The sequence below is a fragment of the Streptomyces hazeniae genome (assembly GCF_031845485.1).
In the GTDB taxonomy this organism is placed as follows: Bacteria; Actinomycetota; Actinomycetes; order Streptomycetales; family Streptomycetaceae; genus Streptomyces; species Streptomyces hazeniae.
On the sequence record NZ_JAVREQ010000012.1, the window covers coordinates 39,146 to 59,773 of the forward strand.

General features: G+C 74.7%; 21 protein-coding genes and 1 pseudogene. 7 read left to right on the top strand and 15 right to left on the bottom strand.

The features are described from left to right. Positions 1–65 precede the first annotated feature (65 nt). The 8 genes from RM572_RS14770 to RM572_RS14805 form a co-directional block, all read right to left on the bottom strand. Entirely contained in the window at positions 66–1,415 is a 1,350-nt protein-coding gene (locus RM572_RS14770; RefSeq protein ID WP_311673799.1) for an FAD-dependent oxidoreductase, read from the bottom strand. A gap of 68 nt (positions 1,416–1,483) precedes the next feature. Beyond that, a complete protein-coding gene (locus RM572_RS14775; protein WP_311673800.1) occupies positions 1,484–1,891 on the bottom strand; it encodes an MmcQ/YjbR family DNA-binding protein in 408 nt (135 codons plus the stop codon). Positions 1,892–2,040: 149 nt separating this feature from the next. Further along, entirely contained in the window at positions 2,041–2,748 is a 708-nt protein-coding gene (locus RM572_RS14780; RefSeq protein ID WP_311673801.1) for an endonuclease V, read from the bottom strand. A gap of 256 nt (positions 2,749–3,004) precedes the next feature. Beyond that, positions 3,005–4,030: a glycoside hydrolase family 130 protein gene (locus RM572_RS14785; protein WP_311673917.1), complete on the bottom strand. Its 1,026-nt coding sequence runs from the start codon at positions 4,028–4,030 to the stop codon at positions 3,005–3,007. Positions 4,031–4,097: 67 nt separating this feature from the next. Beyond that, positions 4,098–4,964 carry a carbohydrate ABC transporter permease gene (locus tag RM572_RS14790; protein WP_311673802.1) on the bottom strand — a complete coding sequence of 289 codons (867 nt, stop codon included), beginning with the start codon at positions 4,962–4,964 and terminating at the stop codon, positions 4,098–4,100. 6 nt (positions 4,965–4,970) lie between these two features. Beyond that, entirely contained in the window at positions 4,971–5,888 is a 918-nt protein-coding gene (locus RM572_RS14795) for a carbohydrate ABC transporter permease (RefSeq protein ID WP_311673803.1), read from the bottom strand. Continuing rightward, positions 5,885–7,174 carry an extracellular solute-binding protein gene (locus RM572_RS14800; protein ID WP_311673804.1) on the bottom strand — a complete coding sequence of 430 codons (1,290 nt, stop codon included), beginning with the start codon at positions 7,172–7,174 and terminating at the stop codon, positions 5,885–5,887. The genes RM572_RS14795 and RM572_RS14800 overlap by 4 nt, the downstream gene beginning before the upstream one ends. Then, positions 7,171–8,283, bottom strand: coding sequence for a LacI family DNA-binding transcriptional regulator (locus RM572_RS14805; RefSeq protein ID WP_311673805.1), 1,113 nt, complete (start codon positions 8,281–8,283; stop codon positions 7,171–7,173). The genes RM572_RS14800 and RM572_RS14805 overlap by 4 nt, the downstream gene beginning before the upstream one ends. Before the next feature lie 245 nt (positions 8,284–8,528). On the opposite strand from RM572_RS14805, the gene RM572_RS14810 reads away from it, so the two are divergent. Beyond that, a complete protein-coding gene (locus RM572_RS14810) occupies positions 8,529–10,625 on the top strand; it encodes a hypothetical protein (protein ID WP_311673806.1) in 2,097 nt (698 codons plus the stop codon). Here the strand turns inward: RM572_RS14810 and RM572_RS14815 are convergent. The 5 genes from RM572_RS14815 to RM572_RS14835 all read right to left on the bottom strand — a co-directional run bounded on the left by RM572_RS14815 (position 10,606) and on the right by RM572_RS14835 (position 14,961). Then, on the bottom strand, positions 10,606–11,397 hold the full coding sequence (locus RM572_RS14815) for an arylamine N-acetyltransferase family protein (protein ID WP_311673807.1): 792 nt from the start codon (positions 11,395–11,397) through the stop codon (positions 10,606–10,608). The genes RM572_RS14810 and RM572_RS14815 overlap by 20 nt on opposite strands. A gap of 133 nt (positions 11,398–11,530) precedes the next feature. Continuing rightward, entirely contained in the window at positions 11,531–12,655 is a 1,125-nt protein-coding gene (locus RM572_RS14820) for a WD40/YVTN/BNR-like repeat-containing protein (RefSeq protein ID WP_311673808.1), read from the bottom strand. Positions 12,656–12,734: 79 nt separating this feature from the next. Then, a complete protein-coding gene (locus RM572_RS14825; protein WP_311673809.1) occupies positions 12,735–13,238 on the bottom strand; it encodes a hypothetical protein in 504 nt (167 codons plus the stop codon). After that, complete coding sequence (locus tag RM572_RS14830) at positions 13,130–14,194, bottom strand: lysophospholipid acyltransferase family protein (protein ID WP_311673810.1); 1,065 nt, start codon at positions 14,192–14,194, stop codon at positions 13,130–13,132. Before RM572_RS14830 ends, RM572_RS14825 begins: the two co-directional genes overlap by 109 nt. Beyond that, entirely contained in the window at positions 14,191–14,961 is a 771-nt protein-coding gene (locus RM572_RS14835; RefSeq protein WP_311673811.1) for a GNAT family N-acetyltransferase, read from the bottom strand. Before RM572_RS14835 ends, RM572_RS14830 begins: the two co-directional genes overlap by 4 nt. Before the next feature lie 251 nt (positions 14,962–15,212). Here RM572_RS14835 and RM572_RS14840 point away from each other — a divergent pair, with 251 nt between their 5' ends. Both RM572_RS14840 and RM572_RS14845 read left to right on the top strand, forming a co-directional pair. Next, positions 15,213–15,638, top strand: coding sequence for an OsmC family protein (locus RM572_RS14840; protein WP_311673812.1), 426 nt, complete (start codon positions 15,213–15,215; stop codon positions 15,636–15,638). A gap of 27 nt (positions 15,639–15,665) precedes the next feature. Next, positions 15,666–16,559: an Fpg/Nei family DNA glycosylase gene (locus RM572_RS14845; RefSeq protein ID WP_311673813.1), complete on the top strand. Its 894-nt coding sequence runs from the start codon at positions 15,666–15,668 to the stop codon at positions 16,557–16,559. 71 nt (positions 16,560–16,630) lie between these two features. Here the strand turns inward: RM572_RS14845 and RM572_RS14850 are convergent. Next, positions 16,631–18,372: pseudogene (locus tag RM572_RS14850) on the bottom strand (pyruvate dehydrogenase). Positions 18,373–18,588: 216 nt separating this feature from the next. Here RM572_RS14850 and RM572_RS14855 point away from each other — a divergent pair. From RM572_RS14855 to RM572_RS14870, 4 genes are read left to right on the top strand one after another with little or no spacing between them, the layout of a single operon-like run. Further along, a complete protein-coding gene (locus tag RM572_RS14855) occupies positions 18,589–18,732 on the top strand; it encodes a hypothetical protein (protein ID WP_199779543.1) in 144 nt (47 codons plus the stop codon). Next, positions 18,729–19,304, top strand: coding sequence for a PRC-barrel domain-containing protein (locus RM572_RS14860; protein WP_311673814.1), 576 nt, complete (start codon positions 18,729–18,731; stop codon positions 19,302–19,304). The genes RM572_RS14855 and RM572_RS14860 overlap by 4 nt, the downstream gene beginning before the upstream one ends. Beyond that, positions 19,304–19,804: a hypothetical protein gene (locus tag RM572_RS14865; protein ID WP_311673815.1), complete on the top strand. Its 501-nt coding sequence runs from the start codon at positions 19,304–19,306 to the stop codon at positions 19,802–19,804. The genes RM572_RS14860 and RM572_RS14865 overlap by 1 nt, the downstream gene beginning before the upstream one ends. Positions 19,805–19,811: 7 nt before the next feature. After that, entirely contained in the window at positions 19,812–20,222 is a 411-nt protein-coding gene (locus RM572_RS14870) for a VOC family protein (protein WP_311673816.1), read from the top strand. A gap of 19 nt (positions 20,223–20,241) precedes the next feature. Here the strand turns inward: RM572_RS14870 and RM572_RS14875 are convergent, their stop codons facing one another. Next, positions 20,242–20,616 carry a DoxX family protein gene (locus RM572_RS14875; protein WP_311673817.1) on the bottom strand — a complete coding sequence of 125 codons (375 nt, stop codon included), beginning with the start codon at positions 20,614–20,616 and terminating at the stop codon, positions 20,242–20,244. Positions 20,617–20,628: the final 12 nt, after the last annotated feature.

Here is a 20,628-nt window from a genome sequence, read left to right on the forward strand (position 1 = left end):
CATGTCTGCGCCAGGCATTCGCCAGCATCACGGAATGGCAAAGCGGCGGCAAGGTGTGTTTCCGGTCACGTCCGCGACCGGCCTCCCACCAGCGCACGGAGGGCCATGTCGGGCCGCATGAGCCGGCTCGGCGGATCGAGCAGATTGGACACCCGGGTGAAGGTCCGGGCCACTGAGGCATCGTGCTCGGCCGCCGCCTGCAGGCGGGCCATATAGCGGTTGACCAGTCCGTTCACGGCGGTCCGCCGCCCCTCGACGCCCGGGAAGGCGAGGTCCGCCCCGGCGGCCATCTGCCACGGGGCGTCCACAACCGGCCGAATGTCCGAGAAGAAGCGTTTGGAATCCGGTGCCGCCCCTCCGGCCAGTTGCCGCCGCAACACCCGCGCCTGGAGGGCGGCGACGCTCATGCCCTGCCCGTAGAGCGGGTTGAAGCTGCACACGGCGTCGCCGACCACCAGCAGCCCGGCGGGGAACCGGCGCAGCCGCTCGTACCGGCGGCGCACGCTGTACGGGAAGCGGTGCAGCACGGGGTCGTCGAGCGGCTCCGCGGCCTCCACCACCTCGTGCACGTCCGGCCGGGACAGCGACTTGGCGAAGTTGCGGTAGCCCTGGTCGTCGGTGGGCGGGTGGTCGCCGAGCAGCCCGAAGAGCGTGACGACGAACCGGTCACCTTCGACGACCTGCACGAACGCGCCGCGCAGGCTGTCCTGTGTGGGTCCGAGGATCACCGCCACGTCGCCGTCGAGCATGCCCGGCTCGCGGCGGTAGTGCCGGGTGACATACGCCAGGTCGACGCCCACCCGTTCCTCGACGGGCTCGTCGTAGCCCAGCTCGGCGATCCGGTGCGGCGTGCGCGAGCCGCGGCCGGTCGCGTCCACGACCAGGTCGGCGGCGAGGCTCTCCTCCGCGGCGCCCTCGGCGAGCGGCCGCACCCGTACGCCGGTCACCCGGGTGCGGTCGCCCGAGGCCTCCAGGCCCACCACCTCGGTGCGTTCGCGCAGCCGGACGCCGGGGTGCGCGGCGAGACGGCGGCGCACGTAGCTCTCCAGGAACGGGCGGCTCGCGGCGAGGCCCGTCAGCCCGATGGGGGTCTGTTTCAGGCGGCGGCCCATGGTGAAGAACCGCAGGTCGCCGAGGACGTCGCCGGTCGGCACACCGGCCGCCACGAGTTCGTCGGTGGCACCGGGAAGCAACTCCTCGATGGCCTCCCGGCCCGCGGCGAGCAGACCGTGCGCATGCCGCCCCTGCGGTACGCCGCGCCGCGGCTCCGAACTCGTTTCGGTGCGGAGTGCGTCCCTGTCGCACACGATCACTTCGCCGTACGCCTCGGTGAGCGCCTGCGCGGCCAGCAGCCCCGCGATGCTCCCGCCCAGTACGACGGCGACCCCGCCTGCGCTGCTCTGCCCGTCCGTCACGTGCGCCTCCCTGTTCGCGCTGTGGAGGCGCACAGATTAGGCCGCGCGGCCGGTTTCGGTCCCCCGCCTCACCTGGAGTCGAGAAGTGCCACCAGTTTCTTGGGCGCGATGAGGCGGTAGCTCTCCTCGGTCCACTCGCACAGCAGGTCCGCGGCGGGCGCGCCCTTCTCCTCCAGCGGCACGGACACCCACCCCGACCGGCCCAGGCCGTAGCCGGCGGGCGCCGCGCCCGGGAAGGACAGCGCGTGCTCGTGGAGGTCGGGGTCCCGGAGCTTGAGGGTGACGCCGAGGGGGTAGTCGCCGCCGTCGTTGCCGAGGAAGACGAAGATCTTCTTGTTGACCTTGACGACGGCGTCGTCCTCCCACGGGAACTCCTCGGCCGCGCCGGGCAGGCCGAGCGCGAAGTCCCGCACCACCTCGCGTGCGCGCACCGCCGCCTTCGGCGGGGGTCCGGGCGTCTCCTTCTTGGGGCTCACGCCCTCACGGTACGCGCCCCCGCCGACATGCGCCCCGTATCGGGCCCCGTATCGGGCTTCTTCACCCCGGTCCGGCCTGCGGTCCGGCCTGCGGTCCGGGGCCGCAGGGCCGTCCCGCGGCAGCGGTGACCGGGCGGGGGCCGGGAGCGCTACGGCGCCGCGCGCAACGCGGCGCGGCAGAGGGTGTCCGCGCGCCGCGTGGTCTCCGGCAGCCGGTACCGCGGCGCCAGCGCCAGCACGTGCGCACACGCGGCGGGCAGGGACACCGCGTGGCCGACGGACACGAAGACCGGCTTCACCCCGGCCCGTGTCCGCAGGGCCCGCCCGACCTCCTCCTCGCCGTCCAGCAGCGGCGCGCCGTCGCCGCGCTCCTCCCCCACCGGACCGTGCCGGTAGAGGAAGGGCGACTTGGCCACCCCGATCGAGGGGACGCCGGTCAGCACGCCGAGGTGGCTGGCGAGTCCGAACCGCTTCGGGTGCGCCAGCCCGTACCCGTCGCAGACCAGCAGGCCGGGCCGTTGCCGCAGCCGGGACAACGCGTCGGCCGCGGCGGGGATCTCGCGGAAGGCGAGCAGCCCCGGCACGTAGGGGAACACCACCCGCGCCCGTGCCGTGGCCTGCTCGACGACCTCCAGGGTCGCCGCGTCGAGCGTGACGGCCGCGGCGGCCACGGCGTCCCGGTCGTCGTCGTAGGCGACGTCGACGCCGGTGACGAGCGCCCCGGGGGCGCCGGGGGCCGGTGCCCGGTCCGCGCGCTCGACCCGCGCCCGCAGCGCGTCCTGCACGGCGCGCGCCTCCGCCTCGGTGCGCGGCCAGGGCGCGCCGGGCGGCGTTCCGCGGCCGGTGATCACGTCCATGACCGCGCACCCTAGCGCTGTGACCGGAAAGGTTCACCGGCTCGCGACGCCTGGCAAGCACCTCTCCCCCGTGGCCCTTCCGGCACGGGGGTGCCCCCACCGTTGTCGCCTCGCGCGAGTACGGACGAGTACGAGCTGCGATCCTCCGCCTTGCGAGGCGTCCCCACGGTCCTGGCGGACCTGGGGAGACCCCATGCACCGGACGCCGCGAGCTTCCCGGCACACCTTCCCGGCCACAGCACCAGCGTTCCCGCGGTCAGCCGCCGACGCGGTCCAGGCGGGCGACGCCGATGTGCGCGTCGGCCATGCCGTAGAACACGTACCGGACTCCGTCGACCTCCTCGATCGCCGTGGGGAAGACGACGTTGGGCACCGTGCCGGACTTCTCCTCCTCGGTCTCCGGGGCGAGCATCGGCGTGTCGCTGCGGGCCAGCACCCGGCTGATGTCCTCGGGGTCGAGGATCATCGCGCCGGCGGAGTAGGTGAGCCGCTGCTGGTCCTGCGGGTCGTGGCTGTCGGCCATCGCCCCGGCGACGCCGTGGTGGAGGAGCAGCCAGCCCTCCTCGACCCGGATCGGTGCCGGGCCGGCGCCGATCTTCAGCTCCTCCCAGGGGTGTTCGGACAGCGCCACCAGCCGGTGGTCGCGCAGCCGCACCAGCGCGGTGACGTCGCGCTCCACCTCGGCGGCGGGCACGTACGACACCCAGATGCCGGGGCGGTCGTCCGTGACCCCGGCCGGGAGGTGGACGCCCTCGCCGTCGCGGAACCAGCCGAGGTCCCACATCGGACGGTGCAGCATGGCGTAGGCGGGTTGGCCGTCCGGGCCGGGCACCGGCTCGGGGAAGAGGACGGCGTCCTTGTTCGGGAAGAGGTTCAGGTCGGTGTCCAGGCCGGCCTGGTAGGCGAAGTGCATGGGCCCCAGGCGCCGCCAGTCGCGCAGGTCCTCGGACACGGCGAAGGCCAGCCGCGGGCCGAGCGGCCCGTAGGCGACGTACGTCATCACGTGCAGGCCGAGGCGCGGCACCCAGGTGATGCGCGGGTCCTCGGTGCCCGCGTTGTTCAGCCCGCGCTCCCAGCCCTCGTCGGGGGCGAGGACGACGCCGCGCCGCTCGACGCCCGTGGGGACGCCGTCCGTGAGGGTCACCTCCGCGAGGCCCACACGGGAGACGTTGCCCTCGGCCACGATGCGGGGCAGCAGGTGGAGCCGGCCGTCGGGGGTGCGGCCGCTGGCCGGGTTGAGGACGCCTTCGGCCTCGTTCGGGTCCGCGGGGTCGGGCGCCATGACGATGCCGAGGCGGGTGAGGGTGTAGGGGATGTCGGTGCGGGTGGGGATGTCGGTGCTCAAGAGGTCAACCCTTCACGCCTGAGCCGATGTCGGTGGACAGGAAGCGGCGCTGGAACGCGAGGAACAGCGCCACGGCCGGGCCGGCGAGGACGCACGCCCCGGCGAGGATCGCGCCGTACGGGTTGGCTGCCCGCCCGGCGACGTTGGAGATGTAGTTGGCGAGCGCGACCGCGAGCGGCTGCATGTCCGGGTCCTTGGTGACCAGGAACGGCCACAGGAACTCGTTCCACGGACCGATGAAAGTGAGCAGCACGGTCGTCAGCAGCGCGGGTCTGCACAGCGGGACGGCGATCCGCAGCATGATCTTCAGCTCGCTCGCGCCGTCGATCCGGGCGGCCTCGAACAGCTCGCGCGGGAGCTGGAGGAAGAACTGCCGGAAGACGAACACCGCGGTGGAGTTGATCGCGAACGGCAGGATCATCCCGAGGTGGGTGTCGGCGAGGCCGTAGCCGCGCACGATCAGGACGTACAGCGGGATCATCAGCAGGTGGAACGGCACGAGCTGCACCAGCAGCACGGTGCCGAAGACCGCGCCGCGCCCGCGGAAGTGCATCTGGGCCAGGGCGTAGCCGGCCATCAGGCCGAACACGACGGTGCACAGCAGCACTCCCCCGGTGAAGACGCCGGAGTTGGCCAGCGCCCGCAGCAGCGGCACCCGTTCGTTGATGGCCGCGTAGTTGGCGAAGGTCAGGGCCGACGGGTCGGGCACGATCGCCGACGGGTCGGAGCTGGGCTCGGGCTGCAGCGAGCCGATCACCATGTAGGCGAAGGGGAAGAGGAAGACGACGGCGCCGGCGGTCAGCAGCAGCAGGCGTACGGTCCGGCTCCTGCCGCGACGCCGGACGGGCCCGGTGGCGGTGGTGGCGTGCATGCCGTGTCAGCTCCTCTCCAGCAGCTTGCGGTTGACCAGCGACACCAGCAGCACGAAGAGCACGAGCAGCACGCCGATCGCGGCCGCCACGTCCGGCTCCCCCTGCTCGATGCCGCGCTGGTACATCAGCAGCACCGGCGAGGCGGAGGCGCCGTCCGGGCCGCCGCCCCCGGTGAGCAGGTAGGGCTCGGTGAACAGGTTGGCGCCGGTGATGGTCGCGACGATGACGACCAGCGTGGTGGCGGGCCGTACACCGGGGACGGTCACCGCCCAGAACGTGCGCAGCCGCGAGGCGCCGTCGATGCCCGCGGACTCGTACAGCTCCTTCGGGACGTTCTGCAGCGCGGCGAGGTAGAGCATGATGAAGAACCCGAGCTGCTTCCAGGCGACGAACACGGCGATCAGCGGCATGGCCAGGGTGCTGTTGACCAGCCAGGACGGCTCGGGGGCGAGCGGGCCGAGCACCTTGTTGACCAGTCCGCCGGTGCTGAACAGCCAGAGCCACACGCCCACCACCGCGACCGAGGCCGTGATGTAGGGGACGTAGTAGGCGGCGCGGAAGAAGCCGCGCAGCGGCAGCTTGGCGTTCAGGGCGGCGGCCAGCACGAGGGAGAGACCGGCCGTCAGCGGCACGTTGATGAGCAGGAAGACGATCACGTTGCCGAACGCCTGCCGGACGTCGGGGTCCGTCAGCACCGTCGCGTAGTTGTCCAGGCCCACGAAGGGGTGCTCGACGACCGCGGTGGGCGCGGCGAAGAAGTAGTCGTGGAAGGACATCCACACCGCGAAGCCGAAGGGATAGGCGAACACCACGGCCACGAAGGCGAGGTAGGGGCCGACGAACCCCAGCCCGAGGAGGTTGCGGCCCAGGGCGCCCCCCGTGGACCGCCGCGCCGCCCCGGGCCGGGCTCCGCCGCGCGTCACTGCCGCGCCGCCAGCTTCTCGGCCTCGTCCGCGGCCTTCCGCAGCGCGTCGGACGGGTCCTCCTTGCCGAAGATCACCGAGCGCGAGTAGGCGTCGCGGAAGGTCTGCCAGACGGTGATCGAGTTGGGCACGCTGGGCACCTCGACGGTGCGGGACGCGGCCTCGGCGTACGGGGTGTACTGCGGCCTCTTCTCGAAGAAGTCCGCGTACGCGGTGGTGAGGTCCTCGCGGACGGGCATCTGGCCGGTCAGCTCCAGCAGCTTGCCGTCCTGCTGCTCACCGGTGGCGAACTTCAGCACGTCCCAGGCGGTGGCCCGGTTCTGGCAGGAGGTGTACATGCCGACGGACTTGGCGTCGCTGAAGGTGCGGGTCCGCTCGGCCGGGACGCCCTTCGAGGTGGGGACGGGCACCGTGCCGAAGTCGACCTTGCCGTCGTACACCTTGAGCGCCCACGGGCCGGCGATGGTCATCGCGGCCTCGCCGTCGGCGAAGGCGTCGCCGTTGTACTTCTCCTTCTGCGAGTACCCCTCGGCGTACATGGTGTGCCAGAAGTCGGCGACGCGCCGCCCCTCGGGGCCGTCGAAGGTGGCCTCGCCGTCCTCGATGAGCTGGCTGCCGCCGCTCTCCGCGGCGAACAGCGGGTAGAAGTCGAACCAGGGCTGGAAGAACTCGGAGCTGGGAGCGGGCCAGATGGCGGCCTTGACGCCGCCGTCCTCCACCAGCTTCTTCGAGGCGGCGTGGAAGTCGTCATAGGTGGCGAGGCGCGGGCCCGAGGGGTCCAGCCCGGCCTTCTCGAAGACCTTCTTGTTGTAGGAGATCATCACCGGGTTGGACTTCCACGGCAGCTGGTAGTACTTGCCGTCCTCGGAGGTGTACTGGCCGGCGAGCGCCCCGGAACGCTTCTCGATGTGCTCGGCGGCGCCGGGGAAGTCGTTCAGCGGCACCAGCCCGCCCTGCTTGTGGAACTTCGGCACGGCGGCCGGGGCGGTGTTGAAGACCAGGCAGGGCGCGTTGCCCGCGGTGATGGCGGCGCCGATGACCTCCTCGGAGGACTTGCCGGCCGGGATCTCCTGGGCGGTGACCTTCTGGTCCGGATGGTCGGCGTTCCACGCCTTCACCATCTGCTCGGCCCAGGCGATCTCCTCCGGGTTGTTGGCGTACCAGATCTTGATCGGCCCCCGGGACTTCGCGGCCTCGTCGCTGCTCTGGCCGGAACCGGTGCCGCAGGCCGCCAGTGGCAGGACCAGCAGTGCGGCGGCGAGGGGAAGGGCGCGGGCGCGTTTCATGCGGGACTCCCTGGTTCGGGTGCGGTGGGCGCGGGGGGTGGGGAGAGCGGGGGCGGGGAGGCGGGCGTGCCGGGGGTGCGCGGCGGCGGTGCGGTGGAGCGCCGCGGGACGAGTTCGGCGGGCGGCAGCGCGACGTGGTCCGCGGTGCCGCCGACCGGCTGCTCCACGTGGTGCAGGAGCAGGCGGGCGGCGGCACGGCCCATGCCGAGCGCGTCCACCCGCACGGTCGTCAGCGGCGGATGGACGTGGCCGGCGAGTTCGGTGTCGTCGAAGCCGGTGACGGAGAGGTCTTCGGGGATGCGCAGGCCCCGCTCGTGGGCGACCGTGATGCCGGCGATGGCCATCAGGTCGTTGGCGTAGACGAGGGCGGTGGGCGCCTCGGGTGATGCCAGGAGCCCGCGGGTGGCGGTGGCGCCGCCGGCCGCGGTGAAGTCGCCGACGACCTCCGCGCCGGGCGGCAGGCCGAGGCTCGCCATCGCCTCCCGGAAGGCGGTGCGACGGCCGCTGCCGTGCACGAACTCCTGCGGTCCGGCGACGTGCGCGATCCGCCGGTGGCCGAGCCCGGCGAGGTGCTCGACGACGGCGCTGACGCCGCTGCGCTCGTCCAGTGTGACGGCCGGGAACGGCGAGTCGGCGTCGGGGAGTTGCAGGGTGACGGCGGGAAGCCGCAGATCGGTCAGGAGCTTCAGCCGGGGGTCGGTCCCGACCCGCAGGTCGGTGAGGAACACGCCGTCGACGCGGCCGTCGGCGGCGAGCCTCCGGTAGCCCTCGGCCTCCTCCTCCCAGCCGCCGGTGACCACGCGCAGCAGCAGGGCGTACCCGGCCTCGGCCAGTTCGGTCTCGACGCCGGCGATGAAGGCGGGGAAGAACGGGTCGGCGCCGAGCAGTTCGGGCGGGCGGGCCATCACCAGGCCGAGCGCGAAGGCGCGGGAATGGGACAGCGCCCGGGCCCGGTGACTGGGGCGGAAGCCCAGTTCCTCGGCGGCGGCGAGGATGCGGGCCTTGGTGGCCGGGGCGACGCCGGGCCGGTCGTTGAGCGCGAAGGACACCGTGCCCTTGGAGACGCCCGCGGCGCGGGCGACGTCGGCGATCGTCGGGCTTCTGCGCACGGGCTCTCCAGGCGGGCCGGGGTCGGGCGGGGCGCCGGAGGGCCGTGGGGAGGGCCTCGGGCGGCGGTCACGCTGTGTGGTGCTCGTGGGTTACCAAACCGGTTTGAACGTTTCCCTGTCAAGACGTTCCGCGCCTTGTTTTCAAACCGGTTTGAAGATAGGACCTACCCCGACACGATCTGCCCCGAGGACAGCGGAGGCCGGGCATGCGGGTACGTTCAGCAAGAGCCGTGCGAGGGCGCGGCGTGACGGTGTCACTGCTGGTGGCACTGGGTCTGGTGACCGGCGTCGCGGTCGCCCCGGCGGCCGTTCCCGAGCCGCGCCCGGCCGGCTCGGCGGCCGGGCGGCACGACCGCCTCACCAACCTGGCGCACCTGGACTTCCTGCGGGACTCGGTCACTCCGCCCGTCCAGGACGGTCACTCCACGTACGGGCCCGCCGACGAGCCGATCGGCGTGCTCTGGACGTACGCGGAACCGGACCCGGACCATCCGGACGGCCCCTACCGCAGGATCGGCGGCGGTGCGTACGACGAGAAGACCGGCACCTGGTCGCAGGGCGCCTTCAACGCGGACGACGTCTCCCGCGCGGCCGTCGTCCACCTGCGGCACTACCGGGCCCACGGCGACGAGCACAGCCGCCGCGCCGCCCGCGACCTGCTGCGCGGCCTGACCTATCTCCAGACCACCACCGGCCCGGACGCCGGGAACGTGGTGCTGTGGATGCAGCCGGACGGCACCCTCAACCGCAGCGCCGAGCCGAAGGAGGAGCCCGACCCCTCCGACTCGGCGCCCTCGTACTGGCTGGCCCGCACGGTGTGGGCGCTCGGCGAGGGGTACGCGGTGCTGAAGGACTCCGACCCGGACATCGCCCGCTTCCTGCGTGAACGGCTGCTGCTGGCCGTGGACGCGCTGGACCGGCAGGTACTCGACCCGCACTACGGCACGTACCTGCGGGCCGACGGACGGCGGGTGCCGGCCTGGCTCATCGCGGACGGCGCGGACGCCACGGGCGAGGCGCTGCTGGGCCTGTCGGCGTACGTCGAGGCCGCGGAGGACGGGAGCGGCGACGAGGTCGGCGAGGACGGGAAGGACCGCGCGGTACGGCGCGCGCTGCGGCGGTTCGCCCGCGGGGTCGCCGAGCAGTCCGCCGGCGGCACCCGCACGTGGCCGTTCGGCGCGGTCCTGCCGTGGGCGAAGTCCCGCACGATGTGGCACGGCTGGGGCGGCCTCGCGCCCGCCGGGCTGGCCCGCGCCGCCGACGTGCTGGACGACCGCACGCTGCTGCGGCCTGCCGTCCGGGACGCCGCCTCCTTCACGCCGCACCTGCTGGTCGCCGGCGGGCCGGACAACGGGTGGCTCCCCACCCCGGGCGACCGTTCGCAGATCGCCTACGGCGCCGACTCACGGGTGCAGACCCTGCTGGCCGTCGCCGGGGAGACCGGGCGCCCCGGCCTGCGCGCCGTCGCGGCCTCGGCGGCGTCCTGGTACTTCGGCGCCAACCCGGCCGGCGCCCGGATGTACGACCCGGCGACCGGCCGCACCTACGACGGGGTGAACGCCGACGGCACGGTGAACCGCAACTCCGGTGCCGAGTCGACCGTTCACGGACTGCTGACGATGCTCGCCCTGGACGACGCCCCGGGGGTACGCGACGGCGCCCGGATCGCCCGGGTGACGGCGCGGGAGACGGGGCGGACGGTCGAGGCCGAGGACGCCCGTCCCGGCGAGGGGGCCCGGGTCGTGACCCCCGAGTCCGCCTGGACCGGCGAGAGTCAGTGGAGCGGCGGCGCCTACGTCGCCCTGGCCGACGGCGGGCGACTGCGCGTCGGCGCGGGCGAAGCCGGCGGGCAGGACCGGCTCGTGCTCCCCGTCGTGCACCGGGCGGAGAACCGCACGGGTGGGGACACGCGCTGGCGCGACGGCGACGGGCGGACGCTGGGCACGGTGCGGCACGACGGTGCCGGGGCACAGGGCGTCACCGCCGTACCGGGAGCTCTGGAGATGGTCACCCTGCCCCGCGTACTGGCCGACGGCGAGGCGGAGTTGACGGTCACGGCACGCAGCACGGGCGGCGCGGAGACACGGATCGACGCGGTCGTGCTGCAACCGCTGGTCGAGCACGTGGTGACGGCGAGCGAGGACGGCCGGCACGGCCGCGCCCTGCTGCGCAGCTTCGCCACCGACCGCCGCACGGTGACCCTCGCCGTGCCCGGCGACAGCCCGGCGACCGTGAGCGTCCACGACGCGTCCGGCCGCCTCGTGGACCGGTCGCACAGCCGGCCCGGTGCGGAGGTGAGGGTGACCGTGGCTCCCGGCGGCTTCACGGTCGTGACGCGCTGAGCAGCACGGGTTCGCGGTCCAGGGCGAGGCCGAAGTGGTCGCGGTAGGCGGCCAGCACCTCGTCCTGGTCCGCGAGTTCGCGTTCCTCCCGGCGGCCGTCGGGCGCGCTGAGGACCAGGGTCCGGCCGCTGAGGGTGGCCCGCCCGCCCTCCTCGGTGAGCCGGGAGCAGACCAGGGAGCGCGTGAAGTGCGACCGCGGCGAGGTCCGGTTGTACCAGCAGCCCACCTCGAAGTCCCGGAGCGCGCGGGCGCGTTGCTCCAGCCGGTACTGCGGACTGCAGTCCTGGAGCACGTCCAGGTCGCCCTCGGCGGCCGGGACCAGCCGGAACGTCCCGCCGGGGTCGTGCTGGTCACCGGTCCCGGCCAGGTCGAGCGGGTGGTGGCTGTGCTTGCCGAACCCGACGTCGGCCAGCCACGCCGATCCGTCGGCGGCCTCGACGCGCAGCGCCAGGTGGTCGTACGGGATGCCGGGGCGTCCGTCGGAGAACACCCGCGCGGCGAGCCGCGTCACCCGGTAGCCGAGGGCGTCCAGCAGCGCGGCGAAGGCCCCGTTGAGCTCGTAGCAGAAGCCGCCCCGCCGGGCACCGACGATCTTGTCCACCAGCGCCTCGTCGGTGAGGACGATGTCCTCGCCCAGGTGGATCGACAGGTTCTCGAAGGGGACGGCGGTCAGGTGACGGCGGTGCAGGTCGCACAGTGCTTCCGCCGTCGCGCCCTCCGGGCGCCCGGCTCCGATCCGCTCCAGGTACGCCGCCACCGCCGCATCGTCCATCCGTCCAGTATCCCCGCCGGACGCGGATGCCGGACGCCGGACCCGAGCCAGGGGCGGTCCCGGCGTCCGGCGTTCCCGCGTCCGGCGTTCCGGCGTCCGGCGTCCGGCGGGAGAGCGCGCCGCCGTGAGCGCGCTACCAGCCCAGTCGGGCCACGCGACCGTCCTCGCCGGACGCCCAGCAGGCGAGGTCGGCGGTGCAGTCGACCGTGTCGAACGAGCCGTCGTCGACGGTGTGCCAGGTGCGGCCGCCGGTCAGGGTGACGTCGGTGCCGGTGGGGCCGACGGCGAGCGCGAGGTGACGGGAGTACGGCAGCCACGCGGCGCCGGAACGGTACTCGGGCACCGGACGGTCGCTGACCCGCCAGGTGGCGCCGCCGTCGGCGCTGACGGCGGCGGCGTTCGGCGACTGCTCGCCCGGCTCGTAGTCGCCGCCCACCGCGATGCCGTGCCGCCGGTCGCGGAAGGCGAGGGCGAAGACGCCCCGGGCCGGTTCGCCGGCCGGGATCGCGGCGTCGGCGACGGTCCAGGTGCGGCCGCGGTCGGCGGAGTGGTAGATCCGGGCCGTCGCCGCGCCTCCGCTGGCCATCCACACGTCGCGGGAGCCGTGACCGACCAGGCACTGGCCGCTGGCGGCGAAGTTGTACTCGTCGGCCTGCGCGGGCGGCATGCCGTCGTCGGGGAGCACCTCCCAGCTCCGGCCGCCGTCGTCGGTGGACAGGATGCGGAAACGACCGTCGACGGGGTCGCTCACGGCCAGTCCGTGACGCCGGTCGAAGAAGGTCATGCAGTTGTAGAACGCCGTGGGCGAGTCGTTGCGGAAGGTCTCCGTCCAGGTGGCGCCGCCGTCGTCGGTGCGGAAGACCCGGGAGTCCTCCCCCGCTCCGATCGCCAGCACCACGGCGCTGCGCGCGCCGAAGGCCTCCACGTCGCGGAACTCCAGTTCCTGCCCGGGCGGAGAGACGTCCTGCCAGCCGCGGCCGCCGTCCGTGGTGCGCAGCACCGTGCCGCCGCTGCCCGCCACCCAGGCGGTCCGGCGGTCGACCGCGTCCAGGCCGCGGAAGCGGGAGTCGGTACCGGTGTCCTTCAGCGACCAGACGGAGCCCGAGTCCGCGCCGCCCAACAGCCTCGCGAGGTCGCCGCGCGCCACGCGTGCGCCCCGCTCGTCCGCGGTGGCCGCGCCCGTGCCGAGCAGCGCGACCGTCACCGCCCCGCACACCGCGGCCGACACCGTACGCCTCAGCTTGCCCATGCCTGTCATGGGCACGGAACCTAGCCCACGTGGTGGCGCCGCGCCAGCGTCCCGTCCGGACGGTTCCCGGGCGGGCGGGGACGTCACGTCAGGCGCCGGCCAGGGCCCGTTCGGCGAGGATGATGGTGACGAATCCGCACGCCAGGACGGCCGTGGCGACGCGGGTGCGGCCGCGGCGGCTGAGCACGATCGCGGTGCCGGAGAGTATGAGGGCGACGCCGTAGCCGCCGACGGTCAGCAGGGACGGGGCGCTGCCGAGGCGCAGCACCAGCGCCACGGCGACGACGCACATCACCACACCGGACACCACCGCGCGCACCCGGCGCGCCTGACGCGGCGTCATTCCGGTGCGCGGTTCCGGGAGTTCGGGCTCGTCCTCGTCGCCTTCCGTGACGCTCCCGTCACGCTCGCGGTCCCCGTCGGACGCGTCGCCGGGCCCGTCCTGGGATGCGGTGCCGGGGGGCGTCGGCGGGCTCTTCGTGGTCAGCGAGACGGGCGGCGCGGCGCCGGCCCCCGCGGTCTCCTCGACGGTACGGTCCTCCCCCCGGCGCTCCTCCGAGCCGTCCACCTGGTCGTCCCCGTGCGCGGCCATCGCCGAACCTCACCTTCCCCTTCCCCCGGCCCCCTGCGGTGGCCCGGGAAGGGGAGGTTACCCGCACGGATGATCGCCCGCCCGGCCGCCCCGGCGAGTGCGGCGCGGGAGTGGTGCGCGCCGGCCGGTATCACCGGCAGCACCGTGACGTCGGCGGCCAGTCCCCGCGCGGCGATCACCCGGCGCAGGGAGGCGAACAGGGTGTCGTCGCCGACGAACGCGGCGACGGTCGCGGTGCCGTCCGGGCGCCCGCCGCCTCGCGGCGAACGACTCCCGCCGCCGGGCGGGCGCCGGAGGTAGCGGACGGCGACGGGCTGCACGGGCACCCCGGCGTCCAGGGCCGCCTGGAAGACGGCGTTCCGGTACCGGCCTCCCCGGCCGCGGCCGCACCACGTGCCGCCCTCGGGAAAGGCCACCACGGTGGATCCCGCGCGCAGGAGCCGCGCCAGTGCGGCGATCGTGCCGGGCAGCGCCCGGAGACGTGCCCGGTCCACGAACACCGTGCCTCCCCAGGCGGCCAGCCGGCCCAGTACCGGGTAGCCCGCGATCTCCGCCTTGGCCAGCATCCGTCCGGGCCGTACGGCCGCGAGCAGCACGACGTCCAGCCACGAGATGTGGTTCGCGACCACCAGCACCGGCCCGGCGGGGGGCGGGACGGCGGTCGGCCGCAGGTGGACGCCGAGGGCGCGCAGCAGGGTCCGGGCCCAGAGGCGGGCGGCGGCGGGTGCGACGGGCCGCCCGCGGACCGCCGGGGCGCAGGCGAGGCCCGCGGCGAGGACGGCGGCCAGTGCGCCCCACCGGGCCAGGCGCCGGGCCGGGCCGACGACGGGCGCGGCGGCGGGCAGGCAGCGGGCCGTGGTGCACGCCGGCACGGGCAGCCAGGGGTGAGGCCCGGCGCGGGTGCCGCTCCCCCGGCAGCCGTCCCCGCCCGCGCCGGTCATCCCCGCGCCGGTCACGCGGGGACCAGGGAGAGGAAGTGCCGCAGGTAGCGCGGGCTGATGCGGCGCACGTCGAGCAGCACGTACAGGTCGGCCACGCCGAACGCGGGGTCGTGCGCGGGCGGGCCGCACACCTGGGCGCCGAGTCGCAGGTAGCCCCGGAGCAGCGGCGGCAGCCGGTGCGCCGCGACGGGTGCCGTGTCGTGGCTCCGCGGCGGCAGCCAGGGCAGGTGCGGGCGCACGCGGTACGCCTCGGGCGCGAGGTGGCGTGCGGCGACGGTCTGCCATACGGCGGCCGCCTCCGCGCCGCCGTCGGCGAGCGGCAGCGAGCAGCAGCCGGCCAGCCAGTGAAGTCCGCGGTCGGTGAGGTAGCGGGCGATGCCGGCCCACATCAGGGAGATCACACCGCCGTCGCGGTGGCCGGGGTGCACGCAGGAACGGCCCACTTCGACCAGGTCCGGCCGCAGGCCCGCGTGCGTGGAGAGGTCGAACTCGGTCTCGGCGTAGAGGCGCCCCGCGATCCGGGCGCGTTCGGGCGACAGCAGCCGGTAGGTGCCGACGGCTTCCCCGGTGAGGGTGTCGTTCACCAGCAGATGGTCGCAGTAGGCGTCGAACGGGTCGATGTCGAGGCCCGGTTCCGGGCCGGCCAGCCGGGCTCCCAGCTCACCGGCGAAGACGTCGTGGCGCAGGCGCTGCGCGGCGCGTACCTGGGCCTCGTCCCGGGCCAGGGAGACGGTGTAGCGGGTGGGTGCGGCGGCGGGCGGGGGCGGAGCGGTGGTGGTCATGCCCCGTTGATGCCGGACCGGCCTGGATTCGACGTGACAGGACAGGGGACCCGGGGTGTGGGCCCCCTGAACTCCCCCGCCGGCCGCTCCCCCGGTGGCCGTGGGGCGAAGACGCGACGGCGGCGCGGGAACGCCCCGGCCGCGTGCCGCGCTCGACTTCACGCCCGTCGGGGCAGAGGATCGGGGGCGCGGGGACGCCGCGGCTGCTGCCGCGCCCCGCAGACCGGACGGATGACACGGAAGGACTGATCGTGGCCACCACGCGCACCGCACACACCGTATGGAACGGCGCTCTGCAGGACGGCGAGGGAACCGTCACCTTCGACTCGTCCGGCATCGGTTCGCAGCCGGTCTCCTGGCCGTCGCGTGCGGAGGAGCCGAACGGGAGGACCAGCCCGGAGGAGCTGATCGCGGCCGCCCACTCGAGCTGCTTCTCGATGGCGCTGTCCGCCGGTCTGGGCAAGGCGGGCACGCCGCCCACCCGCCTCACCACGCAGGCCGAGGTGACCCTGCAGCCGGGCACCGGCATCACCGGCGTCCACCTGACCGTCGAGGGCGAGGTGCCGGGCCTCGACGAGAGCGCCTTCGCCTCGGCGGCCGAGGACGCCAAGAAGAACTGCCCGGTCAGCCAGGCGCTGACGGGCACCGAGATCACCCTGTCGGCCAAGCTGGCCTGACGGCCGGCGCACCACCGGAGGTTCCCCGTGCCGGAACTGCCCGAGGTCGAGGCGCTGCGCGGTTTTCTGACCGAACGGCTCGCGGGCCGCACGGTCGACCGCGTGCTGCCGGTGGCGGTGAGCGTGCTGAAGACGTACGACCCGCCGCCGGCGGCGCTGCACGGCCGTACCTTCTCCGGGGCCGGGCGGCACGGCAAGTTCCTCGACCTGGCCTGGTCGGGGGACGGCGGCGCGCTCCATCTGGTGGTGCACCTGGCCAGGGCGGGGTGGCTGCGGTGGCAGGACGCACTGCCGGCCGCACCGCCCCGCCCCGGGCGAGGGCCTCTGGCGCTGCGCCTGGCGCTGGCCGACGATCCGGCGACGGGCGCCGGGGGCGACGGGTTCGACCTGACCGAGGCCGGCACCCGGAAGGGTCTCGCGGTTTACCTGGTGCGGGATCCGCAGGAGGTGCCGGGCGTCGCCCGGCTGGGACCCGACCCGCTCGGCGAGGGCTTCACCCGGGAGGCGTTCGGCGCACTGCTGCGCGGTGAACGGCGTCAGGCCAAGGGCCTGTTGCGGGACCAGAGCACGATCGCCGGCATCGGGAACGCGTACTCGGACGAGATCCTGCACGTGGCGCGGATGTCGCCGTTCCGCCTCGCCGCGGACCTCACCGGGGAGGAGGCGGACCGGCTCTACGACGCCGTCGTCGGCACGCTGCGGGACGCGGTGGAGCGGTCCCGAGGACTGGCGGCCGGCGATCTGAAGGCGGAGAAGAAGACCGGCATGCGGGTGCACGGCCGTACCGGGTTGCCCTGCCCGGTGTGCGGCGACACGGTGCGGGAGGTGTCGTTCAGCGACTCCTCGCTCCAGTACTGCCCCACCTGCCAGACGGACGGCCGGCCGCTGGCGGACCGGCGCATGTCGCGGCTGCTGAAGTGAGCCTGCGGCTCCGTCGCGCGCACCTCGGCCGGGCCCTCGCAGCCTCCGCGTCCTCGCAGCCGCTCCGCCCGCTACGGCCGGGGGATGTTGCGCAGGTTGGCGCGGGCGAGGTTCAGCATGTCGCCGACGCCGCCCTCCAGCACGGTCCGCCCGGCGGCCAGGGCGAAGCCGCGCACCTGCTGCAGGCTGACGTGTGACGGCACGGACAGCGCGTTGGGGTCGGTGACCAGCTCGACCAGGGCGGGGCCCGGCGTGGCGAAGGCCTCGTGGAGCGCGTCGGCCACGCCGGTGGGCTGCTCGACGCGCCAGGCGGGGATGCCGGCGGCCTCCGCGAGGGCGCCGTGGTCGACTGCGGGGCTGTCGGTGCCGTAGGCGGGAAAGCCGTCGACCATCATCTCCAGCCGGACCATGCCGAGCGACGCGTTGTTGAAGACCACGATCTTCACCGGCAGGTCGTACTGCCGCACCGTCAGCAGTTCGCCGAGCAGCATGGCCAGTCCGCCGTCCCCGCAGAGGGCGACCACCTGCCGCGCGGGGTCGGCGCACGCCGCGCCGACGGCGTGCGGGAGGGCGTTGGCCATGCTGCCGTGCGAGAACGAACCGAGGACGCGCCGACGGCCGTTGGGCGTGAGGTACCGGGCCGCCCACACGTTGTTCATGCCGGTGTCGACGGTGAACACCGCGTCGTCGGCGGCGAGGCGGTCCAGGACGCTGGCGGCGTACTCGGGGTGGATCGGCACGTGGTGGTCGACGTTGCGCGTGTACGCCTCGACCGCCGTGGTCAGGGCCCGTTCGTGGCGGCGCAGCATCGACTCCAGGAACCGCCCGTCGGCGGACGGGCGCAGCAGGGGCAGCACGGCCTCCAGGGTGGCGGCGACGTCCCCGTGCACGGCCAGCCGCAGCGGGGTGCGGCGGCCCAGGCGCCGCGCGTCGTGGTCGATCTGCACGGTGTGCGCCTGCGGCAGGAACGCGTCGTAGGGGAAGTCCGTGCCCAGCATCACGAGCAGGTCGGCCTCGTGCACGGCGTCGTGGCAGGCGCCGTAGCCGAGCAGACCGATCATGCCGACGTCGTACGGATTGTCGTACTGCACCCACTCCTTGCCGCGCAGCGTGTGCCCGACGGGCGCGTGGAGCGTCTCCGCCAGCCGCATCACCTGCCCGTGGGCGCCGCGGACCCCGGCTCCGCAGAAGAGGGCGACCTTCCGCGACGCGTTGAGCACCCCGGCCAGCTCCTCGACGGCGTGCGGCGCCGGGACGACGGTGCCGCACGCCGGGGTGGGCGCGCTCTGCCCGGTGGGCACGGGGCGGGCTTCGCCGCGACGTCTCCGGGCAGCACCAGCACCGACACCGTGGAGCCGCCGAGCGCGTGCTGGGCGGCGATGCGCGCCAGGCGGGGCATCTGCTCCGGCTGGGAGAGCAGTTCGCACCAGTCGGCGGCCTCGATGAAGAGCTGCTCGGGGTGGGTCTCCTGGAAGAAGCCGGTGCCGATCTGCACGGCCGGGATGTGGGAGGCGACGGCGAGCACGGGGGCGGCGCTGCGGCGGGCGTCGTACAGGCCCTGGACGAGGTGGGTGTTGCCCGGGCCGCAGGAACCGGCGCACACCGCCAGCCGGCCGGTCACCTGCGCCTCGGCGGCCGCGGCGAAGGCCCCGGCCTCCTCGTTGCGCACGTGCACCCATTCCAGTGCACCGTCCGAGCGGCGGATGGCGTCGACGAGCGGGTTGAGGCTGTCGCCGACGACTCCGTAGACCCGGCGGGCACCCGACTGGATCAGCACCTGGACGAGCTGGTCGGCGACGGTGGCGGCGGCCATGGCATCCCCTTCGCTGGGCGGTCCCGGGCTCGAGCGTAGGGGCGGCTGCGCGGAGGCGCGCGCCGTGCCGGGAGGGCGGCCGCGGCCCCGGCCCGGCCGCCCGCGCCCCGCCCCCGTGGACAGCGCGCGCCCGGCGTCCGATCATGGGAAGGGCTTGTGCACGGGCCCTTGCCGGCCCTTTCCCCGTGATTTCCCCGTGATGCGGAGGGACGAGCGATGGACTGGTGGCTCTGGGTGGTCCTGATCGTGGTGGTCGCGGCCGTCCTCGCCGGCTCCCTGCTGTGGGTGCAGGCGCGGAGGCGGCAGGGCGGCGTGATCGCGACCGGGCGCGGCCGCGGCGGCCGGAGGGGTCCGAGGTGACCGCCCTGCTGCTCGCCGGCGAGCTGACGCAGCGGCCGGTGGTGACCCTGGGCGGCGAGGCGGTGGCGCAGATCAAGGACACCGTGTTCGACCGCGCGGCGGGCGCGGTCGCCGGTTTCACGCTCAGCGGGCGCGGTCTGTTCTCCGGCCCCAAGCGGAGGAGCCTGCCGTGGTCCGGCGTCCACGCCCTGGGCCGGGACGCGGTGATGATCCGGGACGCAGACGTGTTCGAGAGCCGGGGCGACGTCGTGGCGCGGGCGGAGTCCCGGGGCGGGGACGTGCTGGGCGCGCGTGTGCTGACCGACGACGGCACCGATCTGGGCGAGGTCGTCGACGTGGTCCTCGAGACGGGTGCCGGGGTCGCGAAGGCGGTGGGGTACGAGATCGCCTCGACGGCGGCACTGGGCCGCCAGGAGCGCCGCGTCTACCTTTCGCTGCCCGACACGCTCGCCGTCTCCGGCGAGTCGCTGGTGGTACCGGCCGTCGCGGCCGAGTTCGTCGCCGAGGACCTGCCGGGTTTCGCCGAGACGGTCCGGGCCTTCCGTGAACGGCTCCGGAAGGGAGCACCGTGATGCTGCTGACGCAGGCGCTGGGCCGGAAGGTGGTGGGCGTCGACGACGCGTCGACGCTGGGCACGGTGTCCGGCTTCGTGGTGCGCCCGGACGAACCGCAGCTCGCCGCGCTGCGGCTGCGGCGCCCCGGAGGGCGTGGCGCGGTGCTGCCGTGGGCGCGCGTGCGGGCGGTGGGCGCCGACGCCGTGATGGCGGTGGCCGCCCCCGCGGACGCCGCGGAGGGCACGGAGAAGGCCGAGGGGCCCGCGCTGAGCAAACACGCCGTCAAGCACGGCGAGGTGCTCGGCAAACGGGTCCTGACCGACCGGGGCGATGAGGTGGGCGAGGCGACCGACGCCGAGTTCGACCCGGAGTCCGGCGCCCTGCTCACCGTCCTGGTCGGCGAACAGGCGCTGGACGCGGGCCGGATGACGGGGCTGGGTTCGTACGCACTGGTGCTGCACGCCGGCGGGACGTCGTCGGACGCGGACACCGCGTGGGCGGGCGCCGGGGAGGGGTGAGAAGGGTATGCGCGGTCGACGGGTCGCGGCGCCGGGCGCGCCGCGGGCGGCACGGGCCGACTACTGGGGGCCGGTCCTGGAGTGCCCGGACCCGCACGCCCTGGCCCGCTTCTACGCCGAACTGCTCGGCTGGGAGCTGGCCAAGGAGGACACGGACGGCGCGGCGCTGATCCCGCCGGACGGGGTCGCCTATCTCGGCTTCCAGCACGCGCCGGGGTACGTGCGGCCCGTCTGGCCGGCGCGGGAGGGCGAACCGCGCATCACGATGCACCTCGACTTCGAGGTGTCCGACCTCGGCGCGGCCGTGGCCCACGCTCTCGCACTCGGCGCCGAGCCGGCCTCCCACCAGCCCCAGCCGAACGTGCGGGTCCTGCTCGACCCCGCCGGCCACCCGTTCTGCCTGTACGTCGACGCGTGACCCGCCGGGCGCGGGCGCCTCAGCGCTCCGCGTGGTGGGCGACGTGGAGGGCCCAGAGGATCAGGGGAGCCTGCAGAGGGAGGCGGGCGTAGGCGCCGTACCGGAGAGGCGCCGGGCGGTCCCGCCAGTCCCGGGCCATGCGGACGTTGGCCGGGAAGACGGCCGCGAAGAGCGCCGCCGCCGCGTAGCCGCCCAGCCTGCGCGTGCGGGGGTGGGCCACGGCCGCGCCGACGGCGAGTTCGGCCGCGCCGCTCAGGTGGGTCCAGCGGCGGGGCGGGCCCGGGAGGGACCGCGGGACGATCGTGTCGAACGGCTCCGGGCGAGCGAAGTGCAGGGCGCCGGCGCCGATGAGCAGCGCCGCCAGGCGGCGCGCCGTACGGTCGGGGTGGGGCACGGTGTCTCCGTT

Excerpts from the sequence above, each read along its gene's own strand:
- RM572_RS14865 (WP_311673815.1), top strand. The coding sequence starts at position 19,304 with ATGCTGCTGACGCAGGCGCTGGGCCGGAAGGTGGTGGGCGTCGACGAC.
- RM572_RS14785 (WP_311673917.1), bottom strand. The coding sequence starts at position 4,030 with ATGGCGCCCGACCCCGCGGACCCGAACGAGGCCGAAGGCGTCCTCAAC.
- RM572_RS14780 (WP_311673801.1), bottom strand. The coding sequence starts at position 2,748 with ATGGACGTGATCACCGGCCGCGGAACGCCGCCCGGCGCGCCCTGGCCG.
- RM572_RS14790 (WP_311673802.1), bottom strand. The coding sequence starts at position 4,964 with ATGCACGCCACCACCGCCACCGGGCCCGTCCGGCGTCGCGGCAGGAGC.
- RM572_RS14800 (WP_311673804.1), bottom strand. The coding sequence starts at position 7,174 with ATGAAACGCGCCCGCGCCCTTCCCCTCGCCGCCGCACTGCTGGTCCTG.
- RM572_RS14870 (WP_311673816.1), top strand. The coding sequence starts at position 19,812 with ATGCGCGGTCGACGGGTCGCGGCGCCGGGCGCGCCGCGGGCGGCACGG.
- RM572_RS14820 (WP_311673808.1), bottom strand. The coding sequence starts at position 12,655 with ATGACAGGCATGGGCAAGCTGAGGCGTACGGTGTCGGCCGCGGTGTGC.
- RM572_RS14835 (WP_311673811.1), bottom strand. The coding sequence starts at position 14,961 with ATGACCACCACCGCTCCGCCCCCGCCCGCCGCCGCACCCACCCGCTAC.
- RM572_RS14855 (WP_199779543.1), top strand. The coding sequence starts at position 18,589 with ATGGACTGGTGGCTCTGGGTGGTCCTGATCGTGGTGGTCGCGGCCGTC.
- RM572_RS14825 (WP_311673809.1), bottom strand. The coding sequence starts at position 13,238 with ATGGCCGCGCACGGGGACGACCAGGTGGACGGCTCGGAGGAGCGCCGG.
- RM572_RS14815 (WP_311673807.1), bottom strand. The coding sequence starts at position 11,397 with ATGGACGATGCGGCGGTGGCGGCGTACCTGGAGCGGATCGGAGCCGGG.